Annotated in this window: 19 protein-coding genes; 9 read left to right on the top strand and 10 right to left on the bottom strand. The window is 63.5% G+C overall.

What is annotated here, in order from left to right:
• From pdxA to AC1DXM_RS18465, 4 genes are all read left to right on the top strand, one after another.
• Complete coding sequence (gene pdxA, locus AC1DXM_RS18450; RefSeq protein ID WP_477234931.1) at positions 1-1,029, top strand: 4-hydroxythreonine-4-phosphate dehydrogenase PdxA; 1,029 nt, start codon at positions 1-3, stop codon at positions 1,027-1,029.
• Positions 1,026-1,865 carry a 16S rRNA (adenine(1518)-N(6)/adenine(1519)-N(6))-dimethyltransferase RsmA gene (gene rsmA / locus AC1DXM_RS18455; protein WP_477234933.1) on the top strand — a complete coding sequence of 280 codons (840 nt, stop codon included), beginning with the start codon at positions 1,026-1,028 and terminating at the stop codon, positions 1,863-1,865. The genes pdxA and rsmA overlap by 4 nt, the downstream gene beginning before the upstream one ends.
• 63 nt (positions 1,866-1,928) lie before the next feature.
• Complete coding sequence (locus AC1DXM_RS18460; protein ID WP_477235046.1) at positions 1,929-2,237, top strand: type II toxin-antitoxin system RelB/DinJ family antitoxin; 309 nt, start codon at positions 1,929-1,931, stop codon at positions 2,235-2,237.
• Entirely contained in the window at positions 2,234-2,527 is a 294-nt protein-coding gene (locus tag AC1DXM_RS18465; RefSeq protein WP_477234935.1) for a type II toxin-antitoxin system RelE/ParE family toxin, read from the top strand. Before AC1DXM_RS18460 ends, AC1DXM_RS18465 begins: the two co-directional genes overlap by 4 nt.
• A 35-nt stretch (positions 2,528-2,562) precedes the next feature.
• Here the strand turns inward: AC1DXM_RS18465 and gmk are convergent, their stop codons facing one another.
• The 9 genes from gmk to fabD form a co-directional block, all read right to left on the bottom strand.
• Positions 2,563-3,237, bottom strand: a complete 675-nt coding sequence (gene gmk / locus AC1DXM_RS18470) for a guanylate kinase (protein WP_162712060.1) — start codon at positions 3,235-3,237, stop codon at positions 2,563-2,565.
• Positions 3,238-3,243: 6 nt separating this feature from the next.
• A complete protein-coding gene (locus AC1DXM_RS18475; protein WP_477234938.1) occupies positions 3,244-4,134 on the bottom strand; it encodes a YicC/YloC family endoribonuclease in 891 nt (296 codons plus the stop codon).
• Positions 4,135-4,389: 255 nt separating this feature from the next.
• Entirely contained in the window at positions 4,390-5,649 is a 1,260-nt protein-coding gene (mltG, locus tag AC1DXM_RS18480) for an endolytic transglycosylase MltG (RefSeq protein ID WP_477234940.1), read from the bottom strand.
• A gap of 202 nt (positions 5,650-5,851) precedes the next feature.
• Entirely contained in the window at positions 5,852-7,114 is a 1,263-nt protein-coding gene (gene fabF / locus AC1DXM_RS18485; protein ID WP_112560796.1) for a beta-ketoacyl-ACP synthase II, read from the bottom strand.
• Positions 7,115-7,148: 34 nt separating this feature from the next.
• Positions 7,149-7,385: an acyl carrier protein gene (locus AC1DXM_RS18490; protein ID WP_006203723.1), complete on the bottom strand. Its 237-nt coding sequence runs from the start codon at positions 7,383-7,385 to the stop codon at positions 7,149-7,151.
• A gap of 221 nt (positions 7,386-7,606) precedes the next feature.
• Positions 7,607-8,344, bottom strand: a complete 738-nt coding sequence (gene fabG / locus AC1DXM_RS18495; RefSeq protein ID WP_477234942.1) for a 3-oxoacyl-[acyl-carrier-protein] reductase — start codon at positions 8,342-8,344, stop codon at positions 7,607-7,609.
• Positions 8,345-8,385: 41 nt separating this feature from the next.
• Positions 8,386-8,652, bottom strand: coding sequence for a type II toxin-antitoxin system RelE family toxin (locus AC1DXM_RS18500; protein ID WP_477234944.1), 267 nt, complete (start codon positions 8,650-8,652; stop codon positions 8,386-8,388).
• Positions 8,636-8,857, bottom strand: coding sequence for a type II toxin-antitoxin system RelB family antitoxin (gene relB / locus AC1DXM_RS18505; RefSeq protein WP_477234946.1), 222 nt, complete (start codon positions 8,855-8,857; stop codon positions 8,636-8,638). The genes AC1DXM_RS18500 and relB overlap by 17 nt, the downstream gene beginning before the upstream one ends.
• 87 nt (positions 8,858-8,944) lie before the next feature.
• Positions 8,945-9,889, bottom strand: coding sequence for an ACP S-malonyltransferase (gene fabD / locus AC1DXM_RS18510; protein WP_477234948.1), 945 nt, complete (start codon positions 9,887-9,889; stop codon positions 8,945-8,947).
• Positions 9,890-10,170: 281 nt separating this feature from the next.
• On the opposite strand from fabD, the gene AC1DXM_RS18515 reads away from it, so the two are divergent.
• The 3 genes from AC1DXM_RS18515 to rpsR all read left to right on the top strand — a co-directional run bounded on the left by AC1DXM_RS18515 (position 10,171) and on the right by rpsR (position 13,160).
• Positions 10,171-12,096 (top strand): LTA synthase family protein, encoded by a 1,926-nt coding sequence (locus AC1DXM_RS18515; protein ID WP_477234950.1) that lies wholly within the window; start codon positions 10,171-10,173, stop codon positions 12,094-12,096.
• Between the two features lie 315 nt (positions 12,097-12,411).
• Positions 12,412-12,912 (top strand): 30S ribosomal protein S6, encoded by a 501-nt coding sequence (gene rpsF / locus AC1DXM_RS18520; RefSeq protein ID WP_112560792.1) that lies wholly within the window; start codon positions 12,412-12,414, stop codon positions 12,910-12,912.
• Positions 12,912-13,160: a 30S ribosomal protein S18 gene (gene rpsR, locus AC1DXM_RS18525; RefSeq protein ID WP_006203718.1), complete on the top strand. Its 249-nt coding sequence runs from the start codon at positions 12,912-12,914 to the stop codon at positions 13,158-13,160. The genes rpsF and rpsR overlap by 1 nt, the downstream gene beginning before the upstream one ends.
• A 30-nt stretch (positions 13,161-13,190) precedes the next feature.
• Here rpsR and AC1DXM_RS18530 read toward each other — a convergent pair whose 3' ends face one another.
• Positions 13,191-13,430, bottom strand: coding sequence for a hypothetical protein (locus AC1DXM_RS18530; protein WP_477234953.1), 240 nt, complete (start codon positions 13,428-13,430; stop codon positions 13,191-13,193).
• On the opposite strand from AC1DXM_RS18530, the gene rplI reads away from it, so the two are divergent.
• Together rplI and AC1DXM_RS18540 are read left to right on the top strand one after the other, a co-directional pair.
• The gene (rplI, locus tag AC1DXM_RS18535) at positions 13,429-14,013 is read left to right on the top strand and encodes a 50S ribosomal protein L9 (protein ID WP_142867758.1); all 585 of its coding nucleotides are present in this window, start codon (positions 13,429-13,431) and stop codon (positions 14,011-14,013) included. The two genes, AC1DXM_RS18530 and rplI, sit on opposite strands and share 2 nt — an antisense overlap.
• Before the next feature lie 176 nt (positions 14,014-14,189).
• Positions 14,190-15,539, top strand: a complete 1,350-nt coding sequence (locus AC1DXM_RS18540) for a class I SAM-dependent methyltransferase (protein ID WP_477234955.1) — start codon at positions 14,190-14,192, stop codon at positions 15,537-15,539.
• The last annotated feature ends 99 nt before the right edge of the window (positions 15,540-15,638 follow it).

Below are 15,638 nucleotides of genomic sequence, written 5' to 3' on the forward strand. Positions count from 1 at the left end.
GTGCGTGAGACAGAGCTTCCGCTGGCACTGAGCGTCGGCGATCCGTCCGGCGTCGGGCCGGAAATCGCCATTGCCGCGTGGCAGAGCGCCCGCGATTCGGGTGCGGCACCCTTCTATCTTCTCGCCGACCCGGCGCTGATCGCCGCGCGGGCGCGTCGGATCGGCGCCGAGGTGGCAATCGCGGAGACGGCCCCGGCGCAAGCAGCTGATGTCTTTCAAGACGCTTTGCCCGTGGTGCCGCTGGCGGCGCGCTTCACCGACGATCCCGGCCGGCCTGACCCGACCAATGCCGCCGGCACCATCGAAGCCATCGACCGCGCCGTCGCCGACTGCCTTGCCGGCCACGCGGCCGCGGTCGTCACCTGTCCGATCGCCAAGAAGCCGCTTTACGATGCCGGCTTCGGCTTTCCCGGCCACACCGAATATCTGGCGCATCTGGCCTCCCTGCACATCGGTGGCCCGGTGACGCCGGTGATGCTGCTCGCCGGCCCCGAATTGCGCACCGTTCCGGTCACCATCCACATTGCGCTTGCCGAGGTGCCGAAGATGCTGACGACAGAGCTGATCGTTGCGACTTCGCGCATCACGGCCGCCGATCTTGCAAGCCGCTTCGGCATCGCCAGGCCGAGGCTCGCGCTTGCCGGCCTCAATCCGCATGCAGGCGAAAGCGGCGCCATGGGAACGGAGGATGAGCGCATCATCCGCCCGGCGGTCGAGATCCTGCGTGCGCAAGGCATCGACGCCTTCGGGCCGCTGCCGGCCGATACGATGTTTCATGCGCGCGCCCGCGCTAACTATGACGTCGCGATCTGCATGTATCACGACCAGGCGTTGATCCCGGCCAAGGCGCTGGCCTTCGACGAGGCGGTCAACGTCACGCTTGGCCTGCCGTTCATCCGCACTTCGCCCGATCACGGCACAGCCTTCGACATCGCCGGCAAAGGCATCGCACGTCCCGACAGCCTGATCGCGGCGCTGAAGCTGGCCCGCCGGCTGGCCGATACCGGCATAAAGGTCGCAGCCGCATGAGCATTGATGGGCTGCCGCCACTGCGCGAGGTGATCGAGCGCCATGGGCTGCAGGCGAAGAAGGCGCTTGGCCAGAATTTCCTGCTCGACCTCAATCTGACCGGCAAGATCGCGCGCGCCGCCGGTGACCTTAGCGACAGCACGGTGATCGAGGTTGGCCCCGGCCCCGGCGGGCTGACCAGGGCGCTGCTCTCTGCCGGTGCCCGGCGCGTCATCGCCATCGAACGCGACGAACGCTGCCTGGCGGCGCTTGCCGAGATCTCCAACCACTATCCGGGCCGGCTTGAGGTGATCAGCGGCGACGCGCTGAAGACGGATTTTGCCACTCTTGCCAGTGCCGCGTCGCAAGGCGGCGGCCCGGTGAGGATTGCCGCCAACCTGCCCTACAATATCGGCACCGAGCTGTTGATCCGTTGGCTGACCGTCACCGACTGGCCGCCCTTCTATCAATCGATGACGCTGATGTTCCAGCGCGAGGTGGCTGAGCGCATTGTCGCCGGCGCCGGCAGCGATGCCTATGGCCGGCTCGGCGTGCTGGCGGGCTGGCGGACCGAAGCGAGGATTGCCTTCGACGTGCCACCCCAAGCGTTCACACCACCGCCCAAGGTCACCTCCTCGGTGGTGCATCTGGTGCCGCGTGCCAGTCCGCTGGCGGCCGACGTGAAAAAACTCGGCCGCGTCACCGAAGCTGCCTTCGGCCAGCGCCGGAAGATGCTGCGGCAGAGCGTGAAGAGCCTAGGGGGTGAGGCACTGCTTTTGCGCGCCAACATCGATCCGACCCGGCGGGCGGAGACGCTCAGCGTCGAGGAATTCGTGCGGCTGACGAACGCTGTTTGACCGCCGGTGCCGGCCTAGCAATCGTCATTCAAACGCATTACATTGATGTCGAAGGAGATTGCCATGCCAGCAAATGCACTGGTCCAGACGCGTATCGACGCCGACATCCGGGATCGGGCTTCGGCGGTGCTCCAAAGCATGGGGCTGACGGTCTCGGATGCGGTGCGGATATTGCTCACCCGAACCGCCAACGAGGGTGCGCTGCCTATCGATCTCGTCACAAACAACGAGGCGTATGACGCGTGGTTTCGCGCCAAGGTGCGCGAAGCGCTCGACGACACCCGATCCGACATTCCCGACGATCAAATCGAAGCGCATTTTGCCGAGAGACGCGCCACGGCGCGGCGCTCGGCTGGTGAACCTAAATCTTGAAGATCGTCTGGTCGCCATTCGCGCTTTCAGATCGCGACGGCATCTTCACGCATATCGAGGCTGACAATCCTGCGGCCGCGATCGACGTCGATGAACGGATCGTCGCCGCGATCAGCCGTCTTCGAGATTTTCCCCAAAGCGGCCGGACCGGCCGTCTCGCTGGGACGCGAGAGCTTGTCATCGTCGGCACGCCATACGTCGCAGCCTATCAGCCGACCGACAGCACAATTCGAATCCTGCGCGTGCTTCACGGAGCGCAGCGTTGGCCGGACGATCTGCCAGACAGCTGAGAGGTGACTAGATTACCCAACGGTGGAGGAGCTACTTACTCCGTCTTCTCGTCCAACAGTCCCGATACGAAATCAAACAAACCCGGTCGGCGATCGCGCCGAAGCCGTTCTGCCGTCACGATGCCGCGCACTTCGGCGAAAGCGCGGTCGAGATCGTCGTTGACGATGACAAAGTCGTATTCCTTCCAGTGTTCGATCTCGTTGCGGGCGTTCTTCAGCCTGGTCTCGATCACCTGCTCCTGGTCCTCGGCGCGGCGCTTCAGCCGCGCCTTCAATTCCTTCATCGACGGCGGCAGGATGAAGATCGAGACGATGTCGGCGCGCATCTTTTCCTTGAGCTGCTGGGCGCCTTGCCAGTCGATGTCGAACAGCATGTCGCGCCCTTGCGCCAACGCCAGTTCGGCCGGCTCGCGCGGCGTCGCATAGCAATTGCCGTGCACCTCGGCCCATTCCAGCAGCGCGTCGGAATCGCGTAGCCGCTCGAACTCGCGCATGGTGCGGAAGTGGTAGTGGACGCCCTCGATCTCCGAGCCGCGGCGTGGCCTGGTGGTGACCGAGACCGACAGTTCCAGGCTGCCGTCGCTTTCCAGCAAGTTGCGCGCGATCGTCGACTTGCCGGCGCCGGACGGCGACGACAGGACCAGCATCAGCCCGCGTCGGCGAATGCGGGATCCCAGATCCCTGGCAACCATCGGCTCCTTGGCACCCATCTTGGGTTACTCCAGATTCTGGACCTGTTCGCGAAATTGGTCGACCACCGCCTTGAGCTCCAGCCCGATGGCGGTGACAGTGGCGGCGTTCGACTTCGAACACAGCGTATTCGATTCGCGGTTGAATTCCTGCGCCAGAAAATCGAGCTTGCGGCCGATGGCGCCGCCATTTGCCAGCAGCGCCCGGCCCGACGCCACATGTGTCTTCAGTCGGTCTATTTCTTCGCGGATATCAGCCTTGGTGGCCAGAAACGCCGCTTCCATGTGCAGCCGGCCGGCATCGAGATTGGCCGACGCATCCATCAGCAGCCGCACCTGTTCGGCGATCCGTTCGCGGATCGCCGCCGGCTCGCGCGACGGGTCGGCCTCGGCCTTGAGCGTCAGCGTCTCGATGGCGTCGATATGGCCGGAAAGCAGCGAGCGCAGCGCTTCGCCTTCGCTTTGGCGCGCCTGCTCGAGACCGGTAAGCGCCGCCTCCAGCGCCGCCAGGATCGCCGTGTCGAGCGCTGCCCGAACCTCCTCGGTTTCGCTGGTTTCGGGGACATCGAGCACGCCGCGCAGGGAAAGCAGGCCGTCGGCAGTCGCCGGGGCAACACCGAACTGCTCCTGCAGCCGCTTGGCCAACCCGGCCAGATCCCGGAGGAAGACTTCGTTGACCACCGGCTGCACCTGCTGGCCGGCGGCGCGGCCGACGGTCAGCGTCGCCTGGAAATTGCCGCGCGAAAACCGCTTCTGCAGCGTCTGCCGGACCGCCGGCTCCAGCCGCTCGAAACCTTGCGGCAGCCGCAGCCTGACCTCGACGCTCTTACCGTTGACCGACTTGACCTCCCAGGCGATCGAAGCGCCGTCGTGCTCGGCGACGGCGCGTGCAAATCCGGTCATGCTCTGCAAATTCATGATGCGGCTCGTGTCTCCTGATGTTCCAATTCTGAAATCCCGCTCGCGTTCGATATCACGGGGAGCGCGAATGTCAGAATCGGAATACCGGCAAGGTGTTGATTTCCGGTATCGTTTTGATCTCGCAGTGCTGAAATCTGCAGAGCCATCGGAGCAAGGCCAAAGACGCTTCGAACCGCGCTGGGCGCTCAAAGCACCAGCGCGTCGCCCATGTCCGCAAGGCGCAAGGTCACTCCGCCAAAAAGCGCCGGCCTGCTACTGGGCGGCACCCGCATCGCCGCCGGCATCCCCACTGTCGCCGACGGTATCGCCACTGGCGTCACCGCTGCTGTCGCCATCCGCCGGCGCATCGGTCTGGCCCGGGGTCTTGGCACCTTTGGCGGCGTCTTCAGCCTGCTTTTTCTGCAGCGCCCGGTAGCGGGCAACGTTCTCATTGTGCTCGGCAAGCGTGGTGGCAAAGACGTGGCCGCCGGTGCCGTCGGCGACGAAATAGAGATCATCGGTCTTCGACGGGTTGGCGACGGCTTCGAGTGCGGCGCGGCCGGGATTGGCGATCGGCGTCGGCGGCAGGCCGTTGATCAGATAGGTGTTGTAAGGCGTCTGCTTCTCAATGTCCGACTGGTAGATCGGCCGGTCAGCGGGTTTGCCCTTGCCGCCGAACAGGCCGTAAATGATGGTCGGATCCGATTGCAGCCGCATGCCCTTGGCCAGACGGTTGAGGAAGACGGCGGCAACGCGCGAGCGCTCGTCACCCCGACCGGTTTCCTTTTCAACGATCGAGGCCAAGGTGACGAAGTCGTCGACATTGGCCAGAGGCAGGTCGGGCGCGCGCCGCTGCCAGACTTCGTCGACCAGCTTTTTCTGGTCGGCGAGCAGCTTGTCGACCATCTGCTGGCGCGTGGCGCCGCGGGTGAAGCGCAACGTATCGGTGGCAAGGCTGCCCTCGGCCGGCGTGGTCGCCGGCATGTCGCCGGTCAGCGCATCCTGTTCGGCAATGCGCTGCAGCGCCTGCTCGACCGTCAGGCCCTCGGGAATGGTCAGCGAATACATCACCGACTTGCCGCTCTTCAGAAGCTCCATGATGTCGCGCATGGAGGCGCGCGGCTTGACTTCGTATTCGCCGGCCTTCAGCGCTGAATCATTGCCATAGACGCGCACGCCAATGCGGAAGATGCGGGCGTCGCTGATCAATCCACGCCGTTCGAGCTGGTCGGCAATATCCTGTACGCCGGTGTTCGGCTTGACCAGGAAGGTGTCGCCATTGGCGGACGGACCAGGTTCGTTGAAGGCCTGTTTGCCGAAATAAAGCGAGACGCCGGCGGCGAGGATCATCAACATCACCGCGGAGATGACGAAGTTCATGAACACCACGACCTGGCTGCGCGAGGCGCGCGAGCGCTTCGGCGGCGGCGTGCCGGCTTCCGGCCGCAAGGCCTCGGCCGCAGTCTTCGGCACGATCGGGCCGGTCTGCTGGTTTTGTCCGAATTGTCCGCTGCCGCCCGGATTGGTGTTCATAAGCGCCCTACCATCTGATCTCTTAGAGCGACCGCGCGTCCGGTTGGACGCACAGCGTGCCCTAACATTTCAAGCCTACGCATCGTGCTTTCAAAAAAAGCGCCTTCGGTTTCAGGCCGATGCGACGAATCCCCAGCGGCAGAGTAGGCTCGAATATGGCAAAATTGACGACAGACCGCTGGCGCGCCGGTCGATACCGCAATCAGCCTATATAGCGCTGGAAGACCAGCGAAGCGTTGGTGCCGCCGAAACCGAAGGAGTTGGACAGCGCCACGTCGACCTGGCGATGCCGTGGCGTGTTGGGTACCAGATCGATCGCGGTTTCGCGTTCCGGGTTGTCGAGATTGATGGTGGCGGGAGCGATGTTGTCGCGGATGGCGAGGATCGAGAAGATCGCCTCGGCGGCCCCCGCGGCACCCAGGAGATGGCCGATCGACGACTTGGTCGACGACATCGAGATCTTCGAGGCGGCATTACCGACTAGCCGCTCGACGGCACCGAGCTCGATCGTATCGGCCATGGTCGAGGTGCCGTGCGCGTTGATGTAATCGATATCGGCGGGCGTCAGCTTGGCCCGGTTCAGCGCCGCCGTCATGCAGCGGAAGGCGCCGTCGCCGTCTTCGGCAGGTGCGGTGATGTGATAGGCGTCGCCGGTCAGGCCGTAGCCGGTGACCTCGGCATAGATCTTGGCGCCGCGCGCCTTGGCGTGCTCGAGCTCTTCCAACACGACGACGCCGGCACCCTCGCCCATGACAAAGCCATCACGGTCGCGGTCATAGGGACGCGAGGCCTTCTCAGGCGTGTCGTTGCGGTCGGTGGACAGTGCCCGGCAAGCGGCGAAGCCGGCAAGCGAAAGCCTGGTCACCGGCGATTCGGCACCGCCGGCCAGCATCACGTCGGCATCGCCGAAGATGATCAGACGGGCGGCATCGCCAATGGCGTGCGCGCCAGTCGAGCAGGCGGTGACGACGGCGTGATTGGGGCCCTTCAGCCCGTGCCGGATCGACACCTGGCCGGACACCAGATTGATGATGTTGCCGGGAATGAAGAACGGGCTGATGCGGCGCGGTCCACGTTCGTGCAGGATCAGCGCATTCTCGGCGATGCCTTCGAGGCCGCCGATGCCGGAGCCGATCATGACACCGGTGGCGCAACGCTCGGCTTCTGTGCCGGGCTCCCAGCCGGAATCCTTCAGCGCTTCGTCGGCGGCCGCGATCCCGTAAAGGATGAAGTCGCCGATCTTGCGCAGTTCCTTGGGTTCAAGCACGGCTTCGGGATTGAGCGTGCCGTTGGTGCCGTCACCGCGCGGAATGACGTGGGCGATCTTGCAGGCAAGATCTTCCACTTCAAACTCGGTGACGCGCTTGGCGGCGCTGCGGCCGGTCAGCAGTTCCTTCCAGCTGTGCTCGAAGCCCATACCGAACGGCGAAACCAGGCCAAGGCCCGTGACGACGACACGCCTCATCGCAGGTCCTCCCCGGTGATGACTGCGGATAGCGTCAGGCCGAAGCCTTGTCGATGTACTTCACGGCATCGCCGACGGTCAGGATGGTCTCGGCCGCATCGTCCGGAATCTCGACGCCGAACTCTTCTTCGAACGCCATGACGAGTTCGACCGTATCGAGGCTGTCCGCGCCCAGATCATCGATGAAGCTCGCCTGCTCCGTCACCTTGTCGGCATCGACGCCAAGATGTTCGATGACGATCTTCTTGACGCGCTCTGCGGTGTCACTCATTTGGGGCATCCTCGTCTTTTGTTTGTCTGTCTTCGTTAGCGGGCAGAATGCCGCTAATCAAGCTGAAAGATGGTCCTGCCGGAAACGCAACGGTGCCGGACCGGTTTTTGCCCGAACCGCCGGGTTGCGGGCCGCATTACACGAAAATTGGCTAAGGTCCAAGGCGAAATGGTCTCTTTTCACAAGCCGGCCATGTCTTCTTATAACCCGGCCATGTCCCGTCAAATCATCGCCATGCCGCCGTTGACATGGATGGTCTGGCCGGTGACGTAGGCGGCTTCGTTGGAGGCGAGATAGGCGACAGCAGACGCCACTTCAACGCTCGTGCCCATGCGGCGCGTCGGTATCGCCGCCATGATCGCCTCTTTCTGCTTGTCGTTGAGCTTGTCGGTCATGGCCGATTCGATGAAGCCCGGGGCGACGCAGTTGACGGTAATGTTGCGGGTCGCGATCTCCTGCGCCAGCGACTTGGAAAAGCCGATCATGCCGGCCTTGGAGGCACAGTAATTGGTCTGGCCGGGATTGCCGGTGACGCCAACCACCGAAGTGATGTTGATGATGCGGCCATGGCGGCGGCGCATCATTGGATGGGTGAGTTCGCGGGTCAGCCGGAACACGGCGGTCAGGTTGACCTCGAGCACGCTGTCCCAGTCGGCATCCGACATGCGCACGAACAGGCCGTCCTTGGTGATGCCGGCATTGTTGACCAGGATATCGACGCCTTCGAGTTCGGCTTCCGCCTTCTGGCCAAGCGCCTTGACCTCGTCGCGGTTCGACAAATTGGCCGGAAACAGCTTTACCCGGTCGCCGAGCTCGCCGGCCAGGGTCTCCAGTTTCTCGATGCGGGTGCCGTGCAGGCCGACAATGGCGCCTTGCGCATGCAGCACGCGGGCAATCGCCTCGCCAATGCCTCCAGATGCGCCGGTGACGAGCGCCTTGCGGCCGGTCAGTTCGAACATTTTTTCAATCCTCTTCTCAAGTCGGCGGCCGGCGAATTTGGCTATCTGTAGACGTCGCCACGATGACCTATCGTCACCACCAGAATGACGAGCCGTTTGTCCTGCACATCGCAGATAATCCGATAATCCCCAACCCGATATCTCCAAAATGTCGCTAGAGGTCCCTTCAGCGGCTTGCCTGCCTCACGCGGGTTGTCGAGTGCGGCGATGCGGTTTTCGATGAAATCTCTGATGCGGTGACGTGTCTGCGGGTCCAGTTTTTCGACGAATTTGCGCGCCGAGCGGACATATTCAAGCGTCCAGGCCACGCCAGAATTCCTCGGCGGTTACAACATCCTCCTCGCCGCTCCTGATCCGTTCCAAGACCTCGGCTGCGAGGTAATAGTCTTCCATGTCCTCAAGACCGCGCTCGATGAGTTCGCGCAGATAGAAGGCCTTGCTGCGGCCGGTCTTGGTCGCAAGAAAATCCAAGCGCTCTTCAATTTCGGGAGCCAGTCGAATCGAGGTTGGCATACGGACCCTCCTGATGAATACATGTATTCATGTACAGTGGTGAGACCAGAAGTTCAAGCCCAGCCTCGCCTGCGCCGGACGCTCTGGTCAACCCAGCGCGGCCAGCGCCGCCTCGACATCGGCGGGAGTGCCGACGGCTGATGTGGCGATGTCGCGGTTGATGCGCCGCGCCAGGCCCGACAGCACCTTGCCGGCGCCGATCTCGTAGAGCGTGGCGACGCCGTTGGCGCCGAACCACTCTACCGTTTCGCGCCAGCGCACGCGGCCGGTGATCTGCTCGACCAGGCGCCGCGCGATCTCGTCGGGATCGCTGGTCGGGGTCACGGTGACGTTGGAAACGACGGGAACCACCGGCGCATGCTTCGTTACCCCGGCCAGCGCCTCGCGCATCACATTGGCGGCCGGCGCCATCAGCGCCGAGTGGAAGGGGGCGGAGACCTGCAGCATCAGCGCCCGTTTGGCGCCCTTCTCGGTGCACAGTTTCGCGGCGAGTTCCACCGCCGCCTTGGCGCCGGAGATCACCAGTTGGCCGCCGCCATTGTCGTTGGCGATCTGGCAGACCTTGCCGGAGCCGGCTGCTTCAGTGCAAGCGGCTTCGACGTCAGGCTGTTCCAGTCCGATGATCGCCGCCATCGCGCCCTCTCCGGCCGGCACCGCCTCCTGCATGGCATTGCCGCGAATGCGCAGTAGCCGGGCGGCATCTGCGACCGAGACGAAGCCGGCGGCGGCAAGGGCGGAATATTCGCCGAGCGAGTGGCCGGCAACGTAGGCGACCTTGTCCTTCAGCGAAAAACCGCGCGCTTCCAGTGCCCGCACCGCAGCCAGCGATACCGCCATCAGCGCCGGCTGGGCATTGGCGGTCAAGGTCAGCGTCTCTTCAGGGCCTTTCCAGATCAATGTCGACAGCTTTTCGCCCAGCGCGTCATCGACTTCCTCGAAGACCCTGCGCGCCTCGAGGAAGGCGTCGGCGAGGTCCTTGCCCATGCCGACAGCCTGGCTGCCTTGTCCCGGAAAGGTGAATGCAACGGCCATTTGGGCTCTCTCCAGCGGCTGATTTTTCCTGCCTGTGACGCAAGGCGGACCGCCAAGTCAAGCCCGCGAGCAGCATTTCGGTCCTCGTTCCACCCGGAAGCTGACCTCGAGTCCCTGTTCTGAAAGGCTTTTTGCCGATCACTCCTGATGAAAACCGCTCACGAATCGTTTGCTGGCTCTTCTTATTTCCGCCACAGGCGCTAGCTTTTGCATGACAGTTCTATGACAGAACGGTGACGCGAGTGGAAAAACGCGTTGCTTGGGCCGGGGGAAGAAGAGAAGTGGCAAGGATCAGGAAGGGCGCGGCAGTACCCGCGCCACAGTTCTTGGAAGACGATCCGTCCACCGGCTACCTGCCGGGGCGCAGATGGCCTGTCATCCGCTACGGTCTGGTCACGCTGCTTGCCTCCGCTGTCCTGGTGTTCGCCATCGAATGGATCGTGCGCGGCGACTTTTTCGGCACGGTCGACTTCTTCCTGCAGCCCTTCAAGCCGGGCTGGACCACCATCATCGTCTTTGCGCTGGTGCTGATCGGACTGGACGCCGTGCTTGGCCGCAGCCACCAGAGCCTGATGATCGTGGCGCCGCTGACGCTGGCGCTGGCCTTTGTCGGGCACCAGAAGTCGCACTATCTCGGTGATCCGCTCTACCCGACCGATTTCCTCTATTCGCGTCAGATCATGGCGCTGATGCCGCTTCTGGTGCGCGAGCGGCCCTGGACGGCGGTGGCCATGGCGGTCGGCATCGTCGCCGGGCTGTCGCTGCTGGTCTACGGCTGGCGGCGGTGGCGCCGCAAGGTACCGATCCTCAGCCGCAAGGGGCGCCTGGCGCGGTTGACGCTGGCAGTGCCGCTGCTCGCCTTCTTCGTCTCGATCATGGATTACGCCACCTTCTCGTGGACCCGCGACCGGCTGCAGATCATCCCGATCATGTGGGACCAGAAGGAGAACTACGCCTCCAACGGGTTTGCGCTGGCTTTCGCGCTCAACGTGCCGATGGCGCATGTCTCTGCACCGGCCGGCTATTCCGACAAGGCGATCGATGCGATCGACAGACCTGATGTGACGGCCTCGGTGCCGGATGAGAAACCCGACATTATCGTGGTGATGAGCGAATCCTTCTGGGATCCGACCAAGCTGCCCGGCGTCACCATCACGCCGGACCCGATCCCCAATGTGCGGGCTTTGCGCTCCGGCTATATGTTCTCGCCGGAATTCGGCGGCATGACCGCCAACATCGAATTCGAGGCGCTGACCGGCTTTTCCAACGCCTTCCTGCCGGCGGGCTCGATCCCCTATCAGCAATATGTGCGCACGCCGACGCCGTCGCTGGCGACCTTCCTGAAAAGTGAAGGCTATCGGGCGCGCGCCATCCACCCCGGCACCAACTGGTTCTGGAACCGCGGCGCGGTCTATGCCGATTTCGGCTTCAACGATTTCCGCTCGGAAGAGACGCTGCCACCGTTGGAAAAGCGCGGGCCGCTGGCCTCCGACGCGGCAATGACCGACGAGATCATCGCAGAGGCCGACGCCAGCGAGGGCCCGGTGTTCTTCTTCGCCGTCAGCCTGCAGAACCACGGCCCCTACGAGCCGTACCGCTATTACAACCCGACCCACAAGGTCGCGGCTCCCATCAGCACGTGGGCGCGGGAATCGCTGCTCAGCTACGCCGAGGGTTCGGCCGATGCCGACCGTGGCCTCGAACGGCTGATCGAATGGGCGAAGAAGCGCGAGCGGCCGACGGTCATCGCCTTCTTCGGCGACCATCTGCCGCCGCTCGGCCCGGTCTATGTCGAGACCGGCTTCCTCAAAGACAATGTCGCGCCGCGCAAGGAGCCGACGCCGGAGGCAGCACTTGAGCACCACCAGACGCCGCTGATCATCTGGTCGAACCGCACCGGCCCGGCGCAGGATATGGGCGCGGTCAGCCCGGCCTTCCTGCCCTACCACATCCTGACCACCGCCGGGATCACGCACCCCTACTACACCGGCTTCCTCGGCGCGCTGCGCGAACGCTACCGCGTCGTCGATCGCAATCTCCTGCTGACACCGTCAGGCGAAGCGACGCCCGACTGGGCTCGGCAGAAGGACATCGATCCGGCGATCAACGATTTCCGCCTGCTGCAATACGACATGATGTTCGGCAAGCGTAAGGCCGCGCCCGACTTCTTCCCCGAAACGGTGGACAAGCTCGCCCATACAAGTTGACGCCCGGCGTTTTTCGATCCCGCGACGCCAAGGATGCTGTCTGGAACGGTGCCCCACCCTTGCCTTCCCGCCAAATTGCTGTATAGACGCCCGCAATCTGCCGGTCCTTGCTGGGGGCTGAACGGAGGGCCGTTGTTTTCCTAGGGGAAAGCGGCGTGTGAAGCCAGAAGCGCTTCCGCCTCCCGTGTCTCCGCTCTCGACCGTCTCGAAATGCTCCTTTCTTCCCCGCCCCTTCGGGACCAGCGGGTCAGAGAAGTTGCAGAGGCTTTTGCCGCGAGGATCCGGGAGAGAAACGAAGAAAGGCACTGAACCACTATGGCTCTATACGAACATGTGTTCCTTGCCCGGCAGGACCTCTCGCAGCAGCAGGTCGATGCGCTTGTCGAACAGTACAAGGGCGTCATCTCCGCAAATGGCGGGTCCGTCGGCCGGGTCGAGAACTGGGGACTGAAGTCCCTCACCTACCGGGTCAACAAGAACCGGAAGGCTTACTACACGCTTATGGACCTCACCTGCCCGCCGGCAGCGCTCAACGAGATGGAGCGCCAGATGGGTCTGTCCGAAGACGTGCTGCGTTTCCTGACCGTCAAGGTCGAGGCGCATGAGGAAGGCCCGTCGGCCATGATGCAGAAGCGCGAAGAGCGGTCGGAACGCGGCGGCTTCGGCGACCGCGACCGTGGCGATCGTGGTCCGCGTTCGTTTGGCGATCGTGATCGCGGCGACCGTGGCGATCGTCCGCCGCGCTCATTTGGCGACGCCGGTGGCGATCGTGGTCCGCGCCGTCCGCGCGAAGGCGTTGAAGGGGGTGCAGAATAATGGTCGACATCAATCAGATCCCGACCCGGCGCCCGTTCCATCGCCGCCGCAAGACCTGCCCGTTCTCCGGCGCCAACGCGCCCAAGATCGACTACAAGGACGTGCGTCTGCTGCAGCGCTACATTTCCGAGCGCGGCAAGATCGTGCCGTCGCGCATCACCGCCGTCAGCCAGAAGAAGCAGCGCGAACTCGCCAAGGCGATCAAGCGCGCCCGCTTCCTCGGCCTGCTGCCCTACGTGGTTCGCTAAGACTTTCGAGCGGGCGGTTCGCCGCCCGCTCTATTCTCCCACGGCGACGGGCGCCGCAGGGAGTATTTTGATGATGCATGTCGTTGTCCCAAAACCGGGACCCACTTTGCGCGACATGCATTGAAATCCCGAGTTGAGGTGAAAAGCCTCTAACTGCCGCGACAGGCAGGACAGCGACACCGGCGCCAAGGCGCTCAGAGCTTCCTGACCTGTTCCACTCAATTCGGCGCCGACCTTGTGATCGGTGTCCAGACGAAGGAACAAAACCATGGAAGTCATTCTTCTCGAACGCGTTTCCCGCCTCGGCCAGATGGGCGATACCGTCAAGGTCAAGGACGGCTTTGCCCGCAACTTCCTCTTGCCGCAGGGCAAGGCGCTGCGCGCCAACGAAGCCAACAAGAAGAAGTTCGAAGGCCAGCGCGCCCAGCTCGAAGCCCGCAACCTCGAACGCAAGTCGGAAGCCAGCCAGGTTGCCGAAAAGCTCGACGGCAAGAGCTTCATCGCCGTGCGTTCGGCCGGCGAGACCGGCCAGCTCTACGGTTCGGTGTCGACCCGCGATATCGCCGATCTGCTGACGGCGGAAGGCTTCTCGGTCAACCGCAACCAGATCCAGCTCAACCAGCCGATCAAGACCATCGGCGTCACCAATGTGGCGATCGCGCTGCATCCGGAAGTCGAGGTCACCATCAGCCTCAACATCGCCCGCACGGCCGATGAAGCCGAGCGTCAGGCCAAGGGCGAAACGCTGACCACCGCCGAAGCCATCTATGGCGACGACATCAACGACAATGCGCGGCCGGAGAACTTCTTCGACCCGAATACCGAGTTCGAAGGCGGCGAAGACAACGCCTGATCGCTTAACGACAAGCGAAGGAGCAGCGCTCCCAATCACATTGTCGTCATCCAGCCTTTGTGGACCAATGCCCGGGCCTCTCGCCCGGGCATTTTTGTACCAAATGGAACTTTTCGAACCCCTATATATTGTTGCAGAATTGGCCCGCCAGTCTGACCGTGAGGGGACATTTGGTGATGAATATTCTGCTGAAGCGCGTTCTCGACCGCCTGGTGCGTACGGGCAATCTCAAAGTCACCGGGCCGAAGGGCTCGGCCGTGGTTTTCGGTGACGGCAGCGGCGAGCCGGTGCACATGCATATCAAGACCAGGCACGCCGAACGCGCCATCACCTTCGATCCGATGCTGGCGGTGCCCGAATCCTACATGGACGGCGAACTCGACATCCTTGAAGGCGGCGTTCTCGGCCTGATGCGCATCGCCTTCCAGAACATGGGCAGCGGCGGCATCGACGCCACCTGGTCGAAAGCGATCGAGGGCCTGCGCCACGCTTTCCGTCGCCTGCAGCAGATCAACACCGCCTCGCGCTCACGCCGCAACGTGCAGCGTCACTATGATCTGTCGGGTGACCTCTACCGGCTCTTCCTCGACGAGGACATGCAGTATTCCTGCGCCTATTTCGAGCAGCCGGACATGACGCTCGACGAGGCGCAGGTCGCCAAGAAGCGCCACATCGCCGCCAAGCTCAGGCTGAAGGCCGGCCAGACCGTGCTCGACATCGGCTCCGGCTGGGGCGGGCTCGGCCTCTACCTCGCCAAGGCCTTCGACGTCGACGTTCAAGGCGTGACGCTGTCCACCGAGCAGCACGGTGTCGCCACCGACCGGGCGCATGCGCAAGGCCTCCAGGACCGGGTGCATTTCGACCTGAAGGACTACCGCGAACTCAACGAACGCTTCGACCGCATCGTCTCGGTCGGCATGTTCGAGCATGTCGGCGTCAACCACTTCCGCACCTTCTTCGACAAGTCGGCAACGCTGCTGAAGCCGGATGGCGTCATGCTCTTGCACACGATCGGCCGCTCGGGCGTGCCGTGGGCGACCAGCGCCTTCGTCCGCAAATACATCTTCCCGGGCGGCTACATCCCGTCGCTGTCGGAGGTGATGCCGGCGATCGAGAAGTCGGGGCTGGTGGTTACCGACATCGAGATTCTGCGGCTGCACTACGCCGATACGCTGAAGCACTGGGGCCAGCGCTTTGCCGCCAACCGCGACAAGGCCAAGGCGATCTATGACGAGCGCTTCTGCCGCATGTGGGAGTTCTATCTGGCCGCCTCGGAAGCCGCCTTCCGCTGGCAGGATCTGGTGATCTTCCAGATCCAGATTACCAAGAAGAACGACACGCTGCCGATGACGCGCGACTACATAGCCAAATGCGAAAAGGCGCTGGAGATGCGCGACATGGGGCATCGCCAGGAAACGGCGGCCGCCGAGCCTGCTGTTGCCCGGTCGGCTGCTGCAAGGTCGGTTGCCACAAGGTCCGCGGCTCCCAAGCCGGCGCGCCGCCGCAAGGTGGCGGATCGGGAATAACGCCTCGATTGCGGATTGCCGCTTGCCATTGCCGGTTCTGACACGGAAAAAGGTCTCGTTTTTGCGAGGCCTTTTTTGATGACCACCCTCCTCTCCATC

Source organism: Mesorhizobium sp. P3_A2 (assembly GCF_056403115.1).